Genomic DNA, 16,726 nt, shown 5'->3' with positions numbered 1-16,726 from the left:
CGCCCTTTATTTTTAGCGGATCTGAATTTCTAGGGTCGCGGTGGCTTCATATTCTCCGGTATGTGGAATTTTACCCGTAGTATTGACTGGTGCTGCGGTAAATTGAGTACTACCTACTCCATCTATATAGGAATAGACCGGTATGAAATTGTTGCTGTTGGGGGCAATAATATTCTGATCGCGATCGGTAATTTTTATCCCAATATCATCATTGGTTGTCTTCAAATAATTAGTATTATTAGGATCATTTTCCCCATAGAGCGCAATTGACAAGTTAGTGCCATCGGCTACGTTACTGCATGTAAATGAAATTTTTTTTGTTTTCTGCGTCGGGCTGTCACCAAGATTTTTAATATCTTTACCGAAAATGTCGTCAAAATTAACTTCAATCATTTGGCCCGCTTCAATGGTGCAGGACTGTGGAACAGTAATGGTGCCAGACATGGTTACACGCGCTATCGGAGTGGCGGCGGGAGGAATATTGTCTCCACTAGAAACGATTATTTTTGATAAATAGAGATTCATGATGGTGGTCTCAGGGATCACAATCTGGCCGACGAGTGGATGGGAAACGTAGATTCTCACTGTGCCTTTATTTCCTGCTGACATCTCACTCATCTCAGCCCCTTTACAACCGCCAGCTGAGCTATCTTTATTACTCAGCGATGTAAAGGGAATTGGCACATATTCACTTAACTGCCCGGCAATATAGGCCTCTGTCCCGATCTCTAGTTTATTTGGTACCAGTACATAATAATCCATATGGCCGTAGTAGCGTGATTCGCTGAACGTTCCTTTTTGTGTTAGATCGCCGGTGGTCGCTGTGAAGTAGTTTGGTCCTTGATAATCAGAGTTATCGCAGTCGCACTGTGCGCCATAGTATCCTGTTACGGACCAATGTTGTTCTATTATTTTTCCTGTCTTATTTTCAGTCGTGTCGGTAATGGTCTGATTAAAACTAAAAGGAAATACGTGGGTACCGTTTGTGGATTGGCACCAGCCGCTACCGTTGCCTATGTTTTGTGCCATGGTATGGCCTGAAATGAAAGCAACAGCCAGAAATGTGAATTTAATCCATTGAATATTCATTTTATTCCTTATTGGCAGAGGGCTTGCGCTATGACAATGCCATTCATTTGATTACTGGCGTCAAGGTGGTACGTCGCGTGACAACTGTCGTCTGCACTGCTACCCCATTTGACCAACAAGTTTCCTTCTTCCTCCAGGCCACTGAGAAATACCTGACCTTTATCGCCGACGATATTGGCCTGTCCATCATCCTGTTCGCTGATACTTACCGTCGCGCCAAAGGGAATAACCTCACCGTTACCGCGAGTTAAGCCCAGTAGTACGCGGTACCCTTTATGTGCGTTGAAGCTGGCGCGTACTACGGCGTTGCGGGTTGGATAAACTGTCTGATTATTAACCGGCATATCTATATCATCAGCAAATGTCTGGCTATCGAGTGAAACGTCGTAGCGATAATACGGCGTGACGTTAGGCATCACCGTATAACCACGGAAATCCGTTCTGATGCCAGTTTGATTCTTGATTGCCACATCGCTGGCACCCGGTGCAGCAACCAAAATGGCGGCACCAGTTATTGGTTGGCTAAGGGTTACGCCATTTTCATGTGCGATAATACCTCCCTCCATTCCATAGCTGACCTGCTGAGAATCCGCTGACCAGCTATAACCCGCATTGAGGTTGCCGTAAGTTCCTTTATAGCTGGCGCTTAACCCACCTGAGTTACCGCCGTCGGTGTTGTGGCTCTCTTGTGCTGACCAGGACAGATTGTTGTTTGCCAGCGCCGTACCACTTAACGTCGTGCTGTTAGAGGTTGCGCCATGTTTGCGTGTATTGAACATGTAGCTGGCATAAATACGTTTGCTGAACACTGAGAACGGAATATTGATGGAAAAGTTAAGCTGCCGATCGTTACTGCGATAACTGCTGCCATCGTCGTTACTGGAATGCGTATTTTGCCAGGTGTTTCGGCTATAGCTGTAATTTAATGCGTAGCTAATTTGTTTCCAGCTGTTGTTATATCCAACGTTAATTGACTGCATTTGTTGGCTGCTGCGCCAGTAATCCTCTTTGACCCAGCTTAAAGAAATAGCGCCTAGTCCCGCGCTTAGCTGTTGGTTGACCGAGGCTTCAAAACGGTTACGGCGCTTGCCGTAAGCATTGTAATAATCATCGTCTGTGTTCAGAACATCTTCCAGTGAATTGTAATGCTCGCTGGCGTAGCGATAGCCGGCAATGGAGATATTGGTGCCAGTGCTCAACATGCCTTTGCTATAACGGATACGCCAGGTTTGCCCGCTTTCCCGGTGGTTATCCGCAAATTTTGCATGTGACCAGATCCCATCAACCGAGATAGCACCCAGAGTTTGCATGTTCTGCCCCAGGCCGAATGCCAATGACTGGTATCGATCGCCAGAAATCTGACTACCGCCATAGGCAGTGATGCCCCAAGGTAGGCCATAAAGTAGTGTTGCCTGAGTAAAGTTGTCCTGGGGCTGATTATTGCTGTCGCGATATTTTCCCGTCGTCAGGCTGTATTTCAATCGACCTTCGCGCTGCAGATTGGGTAAAGAAGAATAGGGGGTTACAAAATGCTGCTCGCTGCCATCGGCTTCTTTGACGGTAACGTCATAGTCGCCGCTACTACCGGTTGCGAACATGTCGTTAATAGCAAATTCGCCTGGGGCAACGGTAGTTTGATACACGATCCTTCCGTTTTGCCGAACCAGAACTTGGGCGTTGCTGCGCGCAATGCCGCGAATAGTGGGGGCGTAGCCGCGCATACTATTAGGTTGCATCTGGTCGTCGCTGGCGATTTGTGCACCGCGAAATGAAAGACTGTCAAAGACCTCGGGTGAGGTTGTGCTATCCCAGAGCGTTAACTGACTTTTTAGACTAACAATATCGCGCTGGAGGAAGCTATATACAGTGCTCCAGTGATTATCGTCGCTTTGTGAATTCCAGTTGGTGTAGTTCCGAAACCGCCATGCACCAGCGTTAATGCCAGGCTGTAGGGCCAGGAACTTTGTCGTGCTATTATCTGTTTGTGAACTGGAAGTGAAATCCTGGTAGCTACTAAAGCTGTAGTTCATCAGTAGCGCTGGAATTCCTTCATCCCATTTCTCTGGTGGTATATAGCCACGAGTGCTGTTGGACAGATAGAGCTGCGGAATACTTATGTTCAGTTTCTGGTTCTGGAAATCAAAATTCTGGCTGGCTGCCGGAATGACGCTTAAATCGGCGCAGGTTTGTTGGCTGTTCAGCGTGGGGAAAAGGTCAATTTTAATTCCATAGTTTGATAACTCTTCGGCCGACAGACACCCCTGCAATACCTCCTGACCATCGCTTAGCGTAAGCCGATGAAAGTCAACATGGCGTGATTCTACCGTCGTTCCGTTGACCAATACATCAACGTAGTAGTGTCCAGGAATTAAGCTTTGGTCTGTACTGAATGCAGACAAATCTGTTGGGATCGTTCTGTGTTGGGCGCGTTTTTCCAGAAAGGCGGGGTCAAAATAGTCCCCCGCGTGCACATTAGTGCAAGAAATCGTCACCAGCAACGCACATAGTACGAGTGGAAAACGAACGTTAACCCTTCTATTCGCGTTCATAACCTGCATCCTTGCTGGTAACTACAGCGCTTGTTTATGCACAGGCCCTACACCGCCGTAGTCGTTGATGATGGCCCAGCTCACAGTGCCGTTTGCTCCAGCTGGCAGGACGTATTGTGTATGACTAAATGGCGCGGCGTATTTCGGTGCTTTGAGCTTTTGGCTGCCAACTGAAATATCGGAGAAATTCATGTAATAAGCTGTAGGGTTTTCGACCGTTAAAGTATTTCCTTGTTTTTTCCAGCGTAACTGTTGAGTTGTTTTTTCTGAAGTTTCTTTCAGTGTATCAGGGCGATAGATCAGCTTAAATTCAGCTTTAACAGCCAGACGTATTTTATTGCGATTATCCTCGTTTTTACTTGAAGGAATGGATTTTATATCCAACCAGTAGAGCGATTCGCGATCCTGCGGAAATTCTTTTCCAGTTCGAATAATCCTGAGAACATTTTTTTGCCCGGAATTAAGACGGAATAGCGGTGGCGTAACGATAAAAGGCGCATCAGCAGTAGAATCGTCATTGTTAATGGTTTGTGCCCATGATTGGATTAAATAGGGCTCTTTATCATCATTAATGATGGTGACGGATTCATCTTTTACATCACCATGATAAATAACACGGGTTGCACCAATAGTAATGCCGGCTTGAGAAATAGATGAAAATACCAAGCTACCAATTATCAACATTTTTATAATGCTATTCATGTTTTCCCTTCCTTGGGTAAAAGGCAGTCTAATAAAGACTGCCTGAGTAGTTAATTAATTGTATTGCAGATAAAAAGTCGCGGTGGTATCAACCGTTCCTGCGGTGATCCCTGACTGGGCCTTGGTTGCATAATAACGGGCTGTGAAAGGTAGTTCAGGGCTACCTTCATTATCAGTTAAATTGAAGTTGGTAGCAGACCAGCCACTATGACTGACAACGTCCATCGGTGTACCGTTATCCAGTATTTGTACACCAACTCCAGCCGCCTCTCCAGTATTTTTCAGAACTGTACTATTAGCCTCTGTATCCTGTGTACCTTCAAAACGAACTTTAACGTTCTGATAAGATGTTGTACTGCAATTCTCAAGTTTAATTTTGAATTGCTGCTCAGCGGAAGTATCACCAGCAGATACAAATGCCGTAGTATTGCGATCTTCTAATGTGACGTTAAGATCTTTTGATGTGGTAGCGATAGTGCATGCGCTTTCAATAATTTTACCCGTTATGTGGACTTGTCCATCACCTGAGCTATCCGCTGCAAAAGCCATTGGTGAAGCAATTATTGATGCCAGAATAAACAGACTTACATTTATTTTCATTTCTCACTCCTTAAGAAATATATTAGATGCATAATTAGTATCTTCCTATATCATTATCATGTAAATGATAAGATTGGTCTCATTTCAAAATTGGCGTATTTTTAAGAAAAGAACTATACAAATTAATTATTGATTGTTGATTATTGATTTTCTGTATGTGTTGATTTATGACTAATACTTCCGTCATTATCAAGATGTGAGTTAATTCATAAAGCTGGAGTATTATCACTAAAATCATGCTCATAGCAGAGTAAGATCATTAGTGTCAAAAGGAGAGATAACTATGCTCGGTTGGGTGATTACCTGCCATGATGAACTGGCGCAGGAGATGCTGGATCGTCTGGAGAAAAAATTTGGGCCATTGACTCAGTGCCGGGCGGTGAATTATTGGCGTAATCTCAGCAGCAATATGCTGAGCCGCATGATGTGCGATGCGCTACACGAGACGGACAGCGGTGAGGGCGTTGTTTTCCTGACCGATAAAACCGGCGCAGCACCCTATCGCGTAGCCGCGCTGATGAGCCATAAGCATACCCACTGTGAAGTGATTTCCGGAATTAGCTATCCATTACTTGAGAGTATGTATTTGTTACGCCAGACGCTGAGCAGTGAGGCCTTTCGTCATGCCATTGTCAGCGCTGGAGGCCCTGCAGTAAGCAGCCTTTGGCATCAGCAGCAAAAAAATCCACCTTTCCGGTTACTGCATGAGCCGTACGGGAATTAGGCATTGGTATTGATAGCGCTTTTGTTACAATGACGGCAGTTCTTATCTACCGGTTCGATGTGCATGTTTGCCCGAATTCTTGCTTTACTCCTCCTTGTTACATCGCTCAGCGTCTCCGCCAGTCTGTTAAGCCAGCAGGGCGCCCCTGCGCGCTATATGCAAACGACGGAGGATGCGGATATCTGGGCGCAGGTTGGCAATCAGGTCGTGAGCGTGGGTAACGTGCGGGCAGGGCAAATTCTCGCGGTAGTGCCAACGGCGGCGGATTACTATGAGTTCAATTTTGGTTTTGGCACCGGTTTTATTGATAAGGGCCATCTGGAGTCGGTACAGGGCAAGCAGCGGGTTGAGGATAACCTGGGCGACCTGAATAAGCCGCTGAGTAATCAAAATCTCATTACCTGGAAAGATACGCCGGTTTATGACGCGCCTTCCGTCGGCAGCGCCCCGTTCGGCACGCTTTCGAATAATCTGCGCTATCCCATTATCAGCAAGCTCAAAGACCGGCTTAATCAAACCTGGTTTCAAATTCGCATTGGCAATCGCCTGGCGTGGGTGAGCAGTCTGGATGCGCAGGAAGATAGCGGTATCCCGATTCTGACTTATCACCATATTATGCGTGATGAAGAAAATACCCGCTTTCGCCACACCTCGACCACCACTTCCGTTCGCGCCTTCAGCAATCAGATGACCTGGCTACGCGACCAGGGCTATACCACGCTGAGTATGTATCAACTGGAAGGCTATCTGCGAAATAAAATCAATCTGCCGGCACGTTCGGTGGTGATCACCTTTGACGATGGTCTGAAATCGGTCAACCGCTATGCGTATCCGATTCTCAAACAGTATGGCTTTCACGCCACGGCTTTTATTATCTCGTCGCGTATCAAACGCCACCCGCAGAAATGGGCGCCGAAATCTCTACAGTTTATGAGTATTTCTGAATTAAAACAGATTCAGGATGTCTTTGATGTGCAGTCACATACCCACTTCCTGCATCGGGTTGACGCTTATCGCCATCCGATCCTGCTCAGCCGCAGCTATCACAATATTCTGTTTGATTTTGAACATTCGCGGCGGGCGCTGGCGCAGTTTAATCCGCACGTACTCTATCTTTCTTACCCTTTTGGCGGCTACAACGCCACGGCGGTTCAGGCAGCAAATGATGCTGGCTTTCATTTGGCGGTAACCACGGTAAGGGGAAAGGTAAAACCGGGAGATAATCCGTTCTTATTGAAAAGGCTGTATATTTTAAGAACGGATTCGCTGGAAACAATGTCGCGGCTGATTAGCAACCAGCCGCAGGGGTAAATCAGGCAACCTGTACCGGAATCGCTTTAGCCTGGCGCTTCATTTCGTTATCGCCTTCGAAGTAGGCGACTTTCGGCTGCCAGGTACGGGCTTCTTCGTCAGGCATAGTGACAAAGCTGGCGATGATCAGAATATCGCCGACGCTTGCGCAGTGTGCCGCCGCGCCGTTAACGGAGATAATTCGCGAACCGCGCTCTGCGGCGATGGCGTAGGTGGAGAAACGATTACCGTTGGTCACGTTCCAGATATGAATAGCCTCATTCTCAAGGATGCCGGATGCATCCAGGAAATCCTGATCAATAGCGCAGGAGCCTTCATAGTGCAGGTCGGCCTGCGTGACTTTAACGCGGTGGAGTTTGCCCTGCAGCATATTACGAATCATAACGTCTACCTTTAAAGCTTAACGATAACAAAGCGGACGTGACATCCGCCTTGAGGAAATTCCTGGCAGTATTGCCTGATTTTTAATCCGTGTCTACTGAGCGAGCGTCACTATCTGGTTGTCGATCAAACGCGCTTCGCCGAGCCATGCCGCCATCAGGATCACCGCACGTTTGCTGGCTTCCGTCAGTTCGAGCAGCGTGTCGGCATCGCGGATCTGAATATCATCGGCGCGGAAGCCTTTTTCGTTCAGCTCCTGGGCGGCGATCGCGATGATTTCATCGAGATTGCGCTCACCGCCCGCCAGTTTCTCCGCTACGCTATTCATCACCTTATACAGTCCCGGCGCAATTTTGCGCTGTTCAGCGCTGAGATAGCCGTTGCGCGAGCTAAGAGCCAGCCCATCTTTCGCGCGCATAATGGGCACGCCGATAATTTCGATGTCGTAGCCCATATCGGCCACCATCTTGCGAATTAGCGCGAGCTGCTGGAAGTCTTTTTCGCCAAAGCAGGCGACATCTGGCTGTATCAGATTGAACAGCTTACTGACGACGGTGGAGACGCCGCGGAAGTGGCCCGGACGACTAGCGCCTTCAAGCATCGTCGACAGCCCCGGCACATCAACGTAAGTCTGATTTTCGGTACCCTGCGGATAGATTTCCGCTGCAGCAGGCGCGAAGACAAAATCGACTTTCCGCTTGTTCAGCTTTTCGCAATCGTCCTGCAACGTGCGCGGGTAGCGAGCCAGATCGTCAGCGCGGTCAAACTGCATCGGGTTGACGAAGATACTTGCCACCACGACATCCGCGCTGGCTTTCGCAGCATCAACCAGCTTCATATGACCATCGTGCAGGTTGCCCATGGTAGGAACCAGCGCGATGCGCTTACCTTCCTGGCGTAAACGACGGATATGCTGGCGCAGCAGCGGCAGGGTTTCAATAATCAGCACAACAACACTCCTTAATGGAAACTGTGTTCTTCGCCCGGATAGACGCCGGACTCCACTTCGGCAACATATTGCCGTACCGCAGCGCGCATGTCGCCCGCAGTGCTAAGGAAATTTTTGGCAAATTTAGGAATATGGCCGCCGGTAATACCAAAGGCGTCATGCATCACCAGGATTTGCCCGTCGGTGACGTTGCCTGCGCCAATGCCGATTACCGGAATGGTTAAGGCTTCGGTAACACGTTTCGCCAGCTCAACCGGCACGCACTCCAGAACCAGTAGCTGTGCGCCCGCCGCTTCTAACGCCAGGGCATCATCAAGCAGAATTTGCCCGGCGTCACCGCGACCCTGAATTTTATAGCCCCCGAAGACATTCACCGATTGGGGAGTCAGACCGAGATGCCCACACACCGGAACCGCGCGTTCAGCGAGCATTTTCACCGTATCCGCCAGCCACGCACCGCCTTCGATTTTGACCATATTGGCCCCCGCGCGCATCACGACGGCGGCGTTCTCGAAGGTTTGTTCCGGCGTAGCATAAGCCATAAACGGCAGGTCAGCGAGCAGCAGGCTGTTCGGCGCGCCGCGGCGTACCGCGCGGGTATGGTAGGCGATATCTTCAACGGTCACCGGCAGGGTGGAGTCGTGGCCCTGTACCGTCATGCCCAGCGAGTCACCGACCAGCAGTACGTTGATCCCTTCGTCGGCAAACAGCTTGGCAAAACTGTAGTCATAGGCGGTGATAGTGGCGAAGCGTTTCTTCTCCTGTTTGCATTTCTGCAGCACGGCGATTGTGGTCGGTTTCATAACGTTTCCTGATGATGAAAGTCATTTTAATCGGCATTCTAACAGCAGCATTCAGGGGGGCAATGGTTTTGGGCAACCGATTACCACGATCGCCGTAATTGCTAAAAAATGAAGGGGTATTACCAGATGGCCGGTTTTTCTGCGGCAAGGTTAGCGAGCACGGTACGTAATGACAGACCGTCGGGGAAATGCAGTCCTGGCGCGATTTCAAACAGCGGCCACAGCATAAAACCGCGGTTTTTCATGTCGTAGTGCGGCACGGTCAGGCGCGGGCTATTAATGACTTCATCGCCGAACAGCATGATGTCGAGATCCAACGTGCGGGGTCCCCAGCGTTCCGCTTTACGGGTGCGGCCCTGCTGCAGTTCGATGCGCTGAGTGTGGTTGAGCAACTCTTCCGCGGCAAGAGAGGTTTCCAGCGCAACGGCGGCGTTGAGGTAGTCCGGTTGATCCTGCGGTCCCAGCGGCGGCGTACGGTAGAAAGAGGAAACGCTTATCATCCGGCTATCAGGGATCTCCGTCAGCGCACTAACGGCAGCGTTGACCTGCTCCAGCGGAGAGGCCAGATTGCTGCCGATGGCAATGTAAGCGAGGGTCATGCGCTACCTTCGCGACGCGGCGCGCGCTTGCGTGGACGACGGTGGCGGCGGCGTGGAGCCGGATCGTCACCCAGATCGTCAAGCATATCTTTCTGGTCCGGCGGCGTGGCCACCTGGAACTCGCCCCACCATTTGGTCAGACGCTGTAGCTCGCCATTGTTTTCGGCACCGGCGCGCAGCTCCAGCAGATCGTAGGCGGCGCGGAATTTCGGATGTTCCATCAGCTTCCACGCGCGTTTGCCCTGACGGCGAGACATCCGCAGCTGAAGCTGCCAGATATCGCGCACCAGCGTGGTAATGCGTTTAGGGATCGCCAGCGTGCGGCAGGCTTCATCCAGCACGTCGTTCATCGCCAGCGCGAAGGCGTCGTGGTAGGCCAGACCGCTCTCCTGGGCAATTTTTTGCGCCATCTCAAGCAGCGGATACCAGAACATCACCGCGAACAGGAACGCCGGATTAACGCGCATATCGTTACGGATGCGGTTATCGGTATTCTTCAGCACCTGGCTGATAATGCGCTCCATCGGGCTATCACCGCGCTCGGTAAAGTAGCGGGTGATGGTCGGGAACAGCGGCTGGAATAGATTGTATTCGCGCAGCAGCATGTAGGTTTGATAGCCATCACCCGCTTGCAGCAGCTTCAGGACTTCTTCAAACAGACGCGCCGGAGGTACATCGTGCAGCAGCGTAGCCAGGCGTGGGATCGGCTCGGCGGTCTCTTCGCTGATGCTCATATTGAGCTTCGCTGCAAAACGCACCGCGCGCAGCATGCGCACCGGATCTTCACGATAGCGGGTTTCCGGATCGCCAATCAGACGGATAACACCATCCTGCAGATCCTTCATGCCGCCGACGTAGTCGCGCACGGTGAAATCAGCGACGCTGTAATAAAGGCTGTTGATGGTGAAGTCGCGGCGTTGGGCATCTTCTTCAATCGAGCCGAAGATGTTGTCGCGCAGCAGCATGCCGTTCTGACCAAGCTGCGAGGTGACGCGATCGGTGGTATGCCCTTCGTGATGACCACGGAAGGTGGCGACTTCAATAATTTCTGGCCCGAACATCACGTGCGCCAGGCGGAAGCGGCGACCGACCAGACGGCAGTTGCGGAACAGCTTACGTACCTGCTCCGGAGTTGCATTGGTCGTGACATCGAAATCTTTCGGCTTTTTGCCCAGCAGCAGGTCGCGTACGCCGCCGCCGACAAGCCACGATTCGTAGCCCGCCTTATTGAGTCTGTACATGACCTTGAGGGCATTTTCACTGATATCTTTGCGGGAAATTGCATGCTGATCACGCGGGATAACCGTCATATGTCGTTGTTCGACAGCGGCTTCTGCCTCGCGCTCTTCACGGCTTAGCACCTTACGGCAAAAATTAGCGACTCGGGTAAAAATGGTACACCTCGTAGTGTCAGACGGACTTCAGGACAAAAAAATAGCGGCTAATCATAGCTCAGCAGAACGCATTTGAGAATGCTGGATTTTCTCCGGCTGCCAGTTCACTACCGCATGCTTGAGTAAATCGTCAATATTCAGCTCTCGCCATTCCTGAATGACATCCTGGTTAAGAAACGTTAACGCTCGCACAATTTCCGGGCGTGGATCGCCTTGTGATAGCGCTGGAGCATGATTTTGCTTCGACAGTTTATTTCCCTGAGCATTTAGCGCCAGAGGTAGATGAATATAGTCCGGCGGCTGCCAGCCAAAATGCTGATACAACGAAATCTGCCGCACCGTGGGTTCAATCAGATCGGCACCGCGGACAATTTCGCTGATGCCCTGGAAATGATCGTCCACCACGACCGCAAGATTATAGGCGAACAGCCCATCGCGACGATGAATAATGAAATCTTCACGCGCCAGCGGTTCATCCGCGACGAGAGTACCGCGCAGTCGATCGTAAAACTCGAGAACCGGCAGCGTTTGCCGCAGGCGCAGGGCTGCGTTTTGCGCACCGAGCTGTAAATCCCGGCAGTGGCCGTCGTAAAGACCGCCGACGGCATGAATGCGCGCGCGGGTACAGGTGCAGTAATAGCAGAGCCCCTGTTCATGCAGCCAGGCCAGACGCTCACGATAGGCTTCGTGACGCTGAGATTGCCAAAGCACTTCACCGTCCCAGTGCAGGCCGTAATGTTCTAATTGACGCAGAATAGTTGCGGCGGCGCCGGGGACTTCACGCGGCGGATCGATATCTTCAATGCGCACACGCCAGATACCGCCCTTCGCCCGAGCTTGCAGATAGCTGCCAAGCGCGGCAATCAGTGAGCCGAAGTGGAGTTCGCCAGAAGGTGAGGGGGCAAAGCGCCCAATATAATGTGAATCTTTCATGATGTGACTGATAAAGCATCAAGGCGGGAGCGAGCTCCCGCCGGAGATACACTAGCGAAGTGGATTAGCCTGCCATCTGTTTTTCGCGAATTTCCGCCAGCGTTTTGCAGTCAATGCACAGGTCAGCGGTCGGACGCGCTTCCAGACGACGGATACCAATCTCGACGCCACAGGATTCACAGTAGCCGAAATCTTCGTCTTCGACTTTTTTCAGGGTTTTTTCGATCTTTTTGATCAGTTTACGTTCACGATCGCGGTTACGCAGCTCCAGGCTGAACTCTTCTTCCTGGGCGGCACGGTCTACCGGGTCCGGGAAGTTGGCAGCTTCATCCTGCATGTGCGACACGGTGCGATCCACTTCATCCCTAAGTTGATTACGCCACGCTTCAAGAATGCGCCTGAAGTGCGCCAACTGGGCTTCGTTCATGTACTCTTCGCCCGGTTTTACTTGGTACGGCTCCACCCCTGCGATGGAGAGAATACTCAGGGACGATGTTTTACGGTTTTGCCCTTCTTGCATGTTGCTTCTCCTTAACACGCACTATCGATCCCCGTGTAGGGGGAAAAATCAGGCCGCTATAAATAGCAGATGCTTTTCCGGATAGCAATTATCTAAACGTTACACTTGACAACCCTGTGAGGAAAAGCGTATTTGCGCTCGCGACCAGAATACTATTTAGCCGTTTATTTACCGGGGGTTAACACCACGGTAATCGGCTTATTCAGAGTCATTGTTTCGGTAGAAAGTTCCGCCTTGTATGCGAGAATTTCTACCCCCTTGGTTTGCGCTTCAATCAATAGCTGTGCGTATCTGGCATCAATATGATGCGCGGGTGAGAAACGGTCGATCGCCGAATGCAGTACGGCGAACAAAATTACCGCCCGATCGCCCGCCGCCGCTACGCTCATCAGCTCCCGCAGGTGCTTCTGACCGCGCTCGGTGACCGTATCGGGGAAGTAACCGTATTCTTTCTCCGCCAACGTAACCGATTTCACTTCAATATAGCAGTTTTGTTGGTAATCTGCCTGTAACAGAATATCAATGCGGCTACTTTCAGAACCATACTTCACTTCACTTTTCAGCGTGTTATAACCCAAAAGTTCAGGAATGTTTCCTGCCAGAATCGCCTCTTTCGCCAACGTATTAGCGCGTAGAGTATTAACACAAATTATTGCGCCTTGTACGGTTTCAGTTAATTCCCAGGTGTGCGCATATTTGCGCTTAGGATTATCCGATGTGGAATACCAGACGGTATCGCCCGGCGCGGCGCAACCGGTCATTGCGCCGGTGTTGGGGCAGTGCAGGGTTAGCTCACGGCCATCGGGGGTGACAACATCGGCAAGAAACCGTTTGTAACGTTTAATTAAGATGGCGGACTGTAGCGGGGGAGTGAACTGCATCAGCTTTCCTTGTCGAAAGGGTAACGTTCCAGAGCGGTGTAGCGGGTGCGCCCGCGGCTAAAGCTGGACTCGTAGAGGACAAATTCGTTGACCGCAAACGCCCAGTTGAAGCCGGGTGGCGGAATTGGCACCGCGTGGCGCGCGTCGCGCAGTAGGGTGATATGCGGATGAAACGGCTGCGGACTCTGATAGCAGCCGCTGCGGGCCGCCTGAGCGCGCAGCATATTCGCCAGCTGTAGCACCCCGCGCGGCGGTTGGCGGGTGCCCAGCCATACCACCCGCGAACGTAGCCACTGCCCGGCATCGTCAAGGGTCAAGGTAAAGCCCGGCTGGCGAATACGCCCGGCCATCGTGGACAGTGCGCGCTGTTTCTCCGTGCTCACCTCGCCAAGAAACGCCAGCGTCAGATGGAGATTATCCGTCGCCACCGGTCGACCCGCATCGTCGGGAAATCTGGCGGCGCGCCAGTGAACAATTTGCCGCTGAACCTCTTTAGGCAGCTCAAGGGCGAAAAACAGCCTTTTCGGCTCGGACATGATAGAGACTCGGTAATGAATTATCAGGATGCTACAATGCTTGCCCTCAAATGTTAACCTCCGGAGCCCTTCGTGTCCTCATTGCCGGTTGCCGCCGTTCTTCCTGAACTTCTCACTGCCCTGCAGCATGCGCCGCAGGTTCTGCTCAATGCGCCAACCGGCGCCGGGAAATCCACCTGGCTGCCGTTGCAAATCCTTGCTGAAGGTAAAATTAACGGGCGCATTATTCTGCTGGAGCCGCGTCGGCTAGCTGCACGCAACGTGGCGCAAAGGCTGGCGGAGCTGCTGGGGGAGAAACCCGGTGAGACCGTGGGTTATCGCATGCGCGCTGAGACCTGCGTCGGTGCGAATACGCGCCTCGAGGTAGTCACGGAAGGTATTTTGACGCGGATGATCCAGCGCGATCCTGAACTGACCGGCATCGGACTGGTGATCCTCGATGAATTCCACGAACGCAGCCTGCAGGCGGATCTGGCGCTGGCGTTGCTGCTCGACGTACAGCAGGGATTGCGCGACGATCTCAAGCTGCTAATCATGTCGGCGACGCTGGATAACGAGCGTCTGCAACGGCTGCTGCCGGAGGCGCCAACGGTGACATCCGCAGGGCGCGCGTTCCCGGTTGAACGGCGTTTTTTGCCGCTGCCAACGCATCAGCGATTTGACGAGGCGGTGGCGATTGCCGCCGCGGAACTGCTGCGCAGTGAAAGCGGCTCGATGCTGCTATTCCTGCCTGGCGTTGGGGAGATTCAGCGGGTGCAGGAGCGGCTGGCGGAGCGGGTGGCGAACGATGTGGTTCTCTGTCCGCTATATGGTGCGCTACCGCTGAGTGAGCAGCGCAAGGCGATACTGCCTGCGCCTGCCGGGATGCGCAAAGTGGTGCTGGCGACCAATATTGCCGAAACCAGTCTGACTATCGGAGGTATTCGGCTGGTGGTGGATAGCGCCCAGGAGCGCGTCGCCCGCTTTGACGCCCGCACCGGGTTGACTCGCCTGATCACACAACGCATTAGCCAGGCCTCGATGACCCAGCGTGCCGGGCGCGCCGGACGCCTGGAACCGGGGATCTGCCTGCATTTGATAGGTAAAGAGCAGGCTGAGCGGGCGGCGGCGCAGGGCGATGCGGAAATCCTGCAAAGCGATCTGTCGGCGCTATTGCTGGAGCTTTTGCAGTGGGGATGCCAGGATCCGTCCCAGCTTAGCTGGCTGGATCTGCCGCCTGCGGCCAACCTTGCGGCGGCCCGTCGCCTGCTGACTTCGCTATCGGCGCTGGACGGCGAGCGACTCTCGGCGCACGGGCGCAAAATGGCCGCGTTGGGTAACGATCCACGCCTGGCGGCCATGTTGACCGCAACGGAAGATGCTGATGGTGTCGCGACGGCGGCTAAGCTGGCGGCAATCCTGGAAGAGCCGCCGCGCGGCGGTAATAGCGATCTTAGCTCGGCGTTTGCCCGTCAACAGACCAACTGGCAGCTGCGGGCGCAGCAATTGATGAAAAGGCTGGCGACCCGCGTCGGTCAGCCTGATGCTGAGCAAATGGCGGCGCTGTTGGCAACGGCTTTTGCCGACCGTATTGCCCATCGTCGCGGCCAGGAAGGGCGCTACCAGCTGGCGAACGGGATGGGCGCAATGCTTGACGCTGACGATGCGCTGGGTCGCCATGAGTGGCTGATTGCGCCGCTGCTATTGCAGGGCAGTTCATCGCCGGATGCACGGATTTTACTGGCGCTGCCGGTGGATATTCATGCGCTGATTGAGCAGTGTCCGGCGTTGGCTCAGCGTTCTGATACCGTCGAGTGGGACGAAACGCTGGGCACCCTGAAGGCCTGGCGACGCACCTGTATCGGGCAACTGGTGATCAAGACCCAGCCGCTGGCGAAGCCTTCGGAAGAGGAACTGCATCAGGCGATGCTCAACGGTATCCGGGATAAGGGCCTGAGCGTACTCAACTGGACCCCGGAAGCGGAACAGCTGCGCCTGAGACTGCACTGTGCCGCGCAGTGGCTGCCGGAAGATGCGTGGCCCGCCGTTGATGAAACATCGCTGCTGGAGTCGCTTGAAGCGTGGCTATTGCCGCAAATGACGGGCGTTCACTCGCTGCGAGCGCTAAAGGCGCTGGACGTGCGCCAGGCGCTGCAAAACTGGCTACCGTGGTCGCTTCGTCAGAAGCTGGATAGCGAGCTGCCTGGTCATTATACGGTGCCGACCGGCAGCCGCATCGCCATTCGCTATCATGATGAAAATCCGCCTGCGCTGGCGGTGCGGATGCAGGAGATGTTTGGCGAGGCGACGACCCCGGTTATAGCTCAGGGGCGCGTACCGCTGGTGCTGGAGCTACTATCGCCCGCTCAGCGACCGCTGCAAATCACCCGCGATTTAGGCGCGTTCTGGCAGGGGAGCTACCGCGAGGTACAAAAAGAGATGAAAGGGCGCTATCCGAAGCACGTCTGGCCGGACGATCCGGCAAACACTGCCCCAACCCGACGCACCAAAAAGTATTCGTAATCCCCGGACAGGCCCACAGTTTGCAGCGGACCCGTAGCCCGGTCATACAGTAGTGCAGCCGGGAAGATAATCTGAAGCTGCATTGCGCGCTATTTCCCGGAGGCGGCGCTTGACGCGCCTGTCCGGGCTACCAGACCGGCACCAGCCTGTAGCCCGGTCAGCGCAGCGCCACCGGGAAGATAATCTGAAGCTGCATTGCGCGCTGTTTCCCGGAGGCGGCGCTGGCGCACCTGTCCGGGCTACCAGATCGGCA

The 16,726-nt window shown here is 52.8% G+C and carries 16 protein-coding genes; 3 read left to right on the top strand and 13 right to left on the bottom strand.

The annotated features are described in order from the left end of the window. Nucleotides 1-12 precede the first annotated feature (12 nt). Genes DA718_RS23545 through DA718_RS23530 form a run of 4 tightly spaced genes read right to left on the bottom strand, consistent with a single transcriptional unit; the run spans nucleotide 13 to nucleotide 4,940 of the window. Nucleotides 13-1,089: a fimbrial protein gene (locus tag DA718_RS23545; protein WP_112215785.1), complete on the bottom strand. Its 1,077-nt coding sequence runs from the start codon at nucleotides 1,087-1,089 to the stop codon at nucleotides 13-15. Nucleotides 1,090-1,097: 8 nt separating this feature from the next. Beyond that, entirely contained in the window at nucleotides 1,098-3,647 is a 2,550-nt protein-coding gene (locus tag DA718_RS23540; protein WP_376767666.1) for a fimbria/pilus outer membrane usher protein, read from the bottom strand. Between the two features lie 12 nt (nucleotides 3,648-3,659). Next, the gene (locus DA718_RS23535) at nucleotides 3,660-4,340 is read right to left on the bottom strand and encodes a fimbria/pilus periplasmic chaperone (protein WP_112215787.1); all 681 of its coding nucleotides are present in this window, start codon (nucleotides 4,338-4,340) and stop codon (nucleotides 3,660-3,662) included. A 54-nt stretch (nucleotides 4,341-4,394) separates the two neighbouring features. Continuing rightward, nucleotides 4,395-4,940, bottom strand: coding sequence for a fimbrial protein (locus DA718_RS23530; protein WP_112215788.1), 546 nt, complete (start codon nucleotides 4,938-4,940; stop codon nucleotides 4,395-4,397). Between the two features lie 283 nt (nucleotides 4,941-5,223). Between DA718_RS23530 and DA718_RS23525 the strand changes: the two genes are divergently transcribed. Continuing rightward, entirely contained in the window at nucleotides 5,224-5,664 is a 441-nt protein-coding gene (locus DA718_RS23525; RefSeq protein WP_112215789.1) for a PTS sugar transporter subunit IIA, read from the top strand. Between the two features lie 57 nt (nucleotides 5,665-5,721). Continuing rightward, nucleotides 5,722-6,975 (top strand): polysaccharide deacetylase family protein, encoded by a 1,254-nt coding sequence (locus DA718_RS23520; RefSeq protein ID WP_112215790.1) that lies wholly within the window; start codon nucleotides 5,722-5,724, stop codon nucleotides 6,973-6,975. 1 nt (nucleotide 6,976) lies between these two features. Here the strand turns inward: DA718_RS23520 and panD are convergent, their stop codons facing one another. The 9 genes from panD to thpR all read right to left on the bottom strand — a co-directional run bounded on the left by panD (nucleotide 6,977) and on the right by thpR (nucleotide 13,971). Next, entirely contained in the window at nucleotides 6,977-7,357 is a 381-nt protein-coding gene (panD, locus tag DA718_RS23515; RefSeq protein WP_112215791.1) for an aspartate 1-decarboxylase, read from the bottom strand. Nucleotides 7,358-7,450: 93 nt separating this feature from the next. Further along, the gene (panC, locus tag DA718_RS23510) at nucleotides 7,451-8,305 is read right to left on the bottom strand and encodes a pantoate--beta-alanine ligase (protein WP_112215792.1); all 855 of its coding nucleotides are present in this window, start codon (nucleotides 8,303-8,305) and stop codon (nucleotides 7,451-7,453) included. A gap of 11 nt (nucleotides 8,306-8,316) precedes the next feature. After that, nucleotides 8,317-9,108, bottom strand: a complete 792-nt coding sequence (gene panB, locus DA718_RS23505; RefSeq protein WP_112215793.1) for a 3-methyl-2-oxobutanoate hydroxymethyltransferase — start codon at nucleotides 9,106-9,108, stop codon at nucleotides 8,317-8,319. Nucleotides 9,109-9,227: 119 nt separating this feature from the next. Beyond that, on the bottom strand, nucleotides 9,228-9,707 hold the full coding sequence (gene folK, locus DA718_RS23500) for a 2-amino-4-hydroxy-6-hydroxymethyldihydropteridine diphosphokinase (RefSeq protein WP_112215794.1): 480 nt from the start codon (nucleotides 9,705-9,707) through the stop codon (nucleotides 9,228-9,230). Next, nucleotides 9,704-11,101 (bottom strand): polynucleotide adenylyltransferase PcnB, encoded by a 1,398-nt coding sequence (pcnB, locus tag DA718_RS23495; protein WP_112215795.1) that lies wholly within the window; start codon nucleotides 11,099-11,101, stop codon nucleotides 9,704-9,706. The genes folK and pcnB overlap by 4 nt, the downstream gene beginning before the upstream one ends. A 51-nt stretch (nucleotides 11,102-11,152) precedes the next feature. After that, nucleotides 11,153-12,034 (bottom strand): tRNA glutamyl-Q(34) synthetase GluQRS, encoded by an 882-nt coding sequence (gene gluQRS / locus DA718_RS23490; RefSeq protein ID WP_112215796.1) that lies wholly within the window; start codon nucleotides 12,032-12,034, stop codon nucleotides 11,153-11,155. Between the two features lie 64 nt (nucleotides 12,035-12,098). Continuing rightward, on the bottom strand, nucleotides 12,099-12,554 hold the full coding sequence (gene dksA / locus DA718_RS23485) for an RNA polymerase-binding protein DksA (protein WP_110272509.1): 456 nt from the start codon (nucleotides 12,552-12,554) through the stop codon (nucleotides 12,099-12,101). Nucleotides 12,555-12,718: 164 nt separating this feature from the next. After that, nucleotides 12,719-13,435, bottom strand: coding sequence for a DNA/RNA nuclease SfsA (gene sfsA / locus DA718_RS23480; RefSeq protein ID WP_112215797.1), 717 nt, complete (start codon nucleotides 13,433-13,435; stop codon nucleotides 12,719-12,721). Next, nucleotides 13,435-13,971 (bottom strand): RNA 2',3'-cyclic phosphodiesterase, encoded by a 537-nt coding sequence (gene thpR, locus DA718_RS23475; RefSeq protein ID WP_112215798.1) that lies wholly within the window; start codon nucleotides 13,969-13,971, stop codon nucleotides 13,435-13,437. Before thpR ends, sfsA begins: the two co-directional genes overlap by 1 nt. Nucleotides 13,972-14,043: 72 nt before the next feature. On the opposite strand from thpR, the gene hrpB reads away from it, so the two are divergent. Further along, complete coding sequence (hrpB, locus tag DA718_RS23470; RefSeq protein WP_112215799.1) at nucleotides 14,044-16,473, top strand: ATP-dependent helicase HrpB; 2,430 nt, start codon at nucleotides 14,044-14,046, stop codon at nucleotides 16,471-16,473. The last annotated feature ends 253 nt before the right edge of the window (nucleotides 16,474-16,726 follow it).

Origin of the sequence: Klebsiella huaxiensis, assembly GCF_003261575.2 — a bacterium.
Lineage (GTDB): Bacteria > Pseudomonadota > Gammaproteobacteria > Enterobacterales > Enterobacteriaceae > Klebsiella > Klebsiella huaxiensis.
This window is presented reverse-complemented; position numbering and strand designations above follow the sequence as displayed.

Excerpts from the sequence above, each read along its gene's own strand:
- DA718_RS23535 (WP_112215787.1), bottom strand. The coding sequence starts at position 4,340 with ATGAATAGCATTATAAAAATGTTGATAATTGGTAGCTTGGTATTTTCA.
- DA718_RS23530 (WP_112215788.1), bottom strand. The coding sequence starts at position 4,940 with ATGAAAATAAATGTAAGTCTGTTTATTCTGGCATCAATAATTGCTTCA.
- gluQRS (WP_112215796.1), bottom strand. The coding sequence starts at position 12,034 with ATGAAAGATTCACATTATATTGGGCGCTTTGCCCCCTCACCTTCTGGC.
- thpR (WP_112215798.1), bottom strand. The coding sequence starts at position 13,971 with ATGTCCGAGCCGAAAAGGCTGTTTTTCGCCCTTGAGCTGCCTAAAGAG.
- panB (WP_112215793.1), bottom strand. The coding sequence starts at position 9,108 with ATGAAACCGACCACAATCGCCGTGCTGCAGAAATGCAAACAGGAGAAG.
- DA718_RS23540 (WP_376767666.1), bottom strand. The coding sequence starts at position 3,647 with ATGCAGGTTATGAACGCGAATAGAAGGGTTAACGTTCGTTTTCCACTC.
- sfsA (WP_112215797.1), bottom strand. The coding sequence starts at position 13,435 with ATGCAGTTCACTCCCCCGCTACAGTCCGCCATCTTAATTAAACGTTAC.
- DA718_RS23545 (WP_112215785.1), bottom strand. The coding sequence starts at position 1,089 with ATGAATATTCAATGGATTAAATTCACATTTCTGGCTGTTGCTTTCATT.
- dksA (WP_110272509.1), bottom strand. The coding sequence starts at position 12,554 with ATGCAAGAAGGGCAAAACCGTAAAACATCGTCCCTGAGTATTCTCTCC.
- panD (WP_112215791.1), bottom strand. The coding sequence starts at position 7,357 with ATGATTCGTAATATGCTGCAGGGCAAACTCCACCGCGTTAAAGTCACG.
- DA718_RS23525 (WP_112215789.1), top strand. The coding sequence starts at position 5,224 with ATGCTCGGTTGGGTGATTACCTGCCATGATGAACTGGCGCAGGAGATG.
- DA718_RS23520 (WP_112215790.1), top strand. The coding sequence starts at position 5,722 with ATGTGCATGTTTGCCCGAATTCTTGCTTTACTCCTCCTTGTTACATCG.
- folK (WP_112215794.1), bottom strand. The coding sequence starts at position 9,707 with ATGACCCTCGCTTACATTGCCATCGGCAGCAATCTGGCCTCTCCGCTG.